This is a genomic window from Aliamphritea spongicola, from assembly GCF_017051665.1.
In the GTDB taxonomy this organism is placed as follows: Bacteria; Pseudomonadota; Gammaproteobacteria; order Pseudomonadales; family Balneatricaceae; genus Amphritea; species Amphritea spongicola.
Map to the genome: position 1 here is coordinate 1 of NZ_JAFIDL010000057.1, position 329 is coordinate 329.

At 40.1% G+C, this 329-nt stretch carries 1 protein-coding gene; it reads right to left on the minus strand.

Annotation, left to right across the window (positions count from 1 at the left end; all coding sequences use genetic code 11):
- On the minus strand, positions 1–329 hold a 329-nt coding region (locus JYB63_RS22720), incomplete at both ends, for a hypothetical protein (protein WP_205660202.1).

Genomic DNA, 329 nt, shown 5'->3' on the forward strand with positions numbered 1-329 from the left:
TGGTATTCCCCACTGTTGCTCCCGAATTAGGAACACCTTCTTTTAATTCATATTGACCAGTCACGGCATTGTATGCTTGGAAGTCATCCACGGAATAAAATCCATCTGATACATATCCATAGATATCGCCTAATTTCCCTCCTACTCTCAGGTAATAATCGTTGATATTGTTCAAGTCTGTACTCGCCCAATTGGACTGGAAGAATCGCTCATTGGTTCCATCCAACTCTTCAATTCTCGCGACATTGATACCTGTATTGAAATTAACCGATAAGGAAAAGTCTGCCTTATCGACTAAAAACGCATTGATGCCTAACTCAAATCCTTTA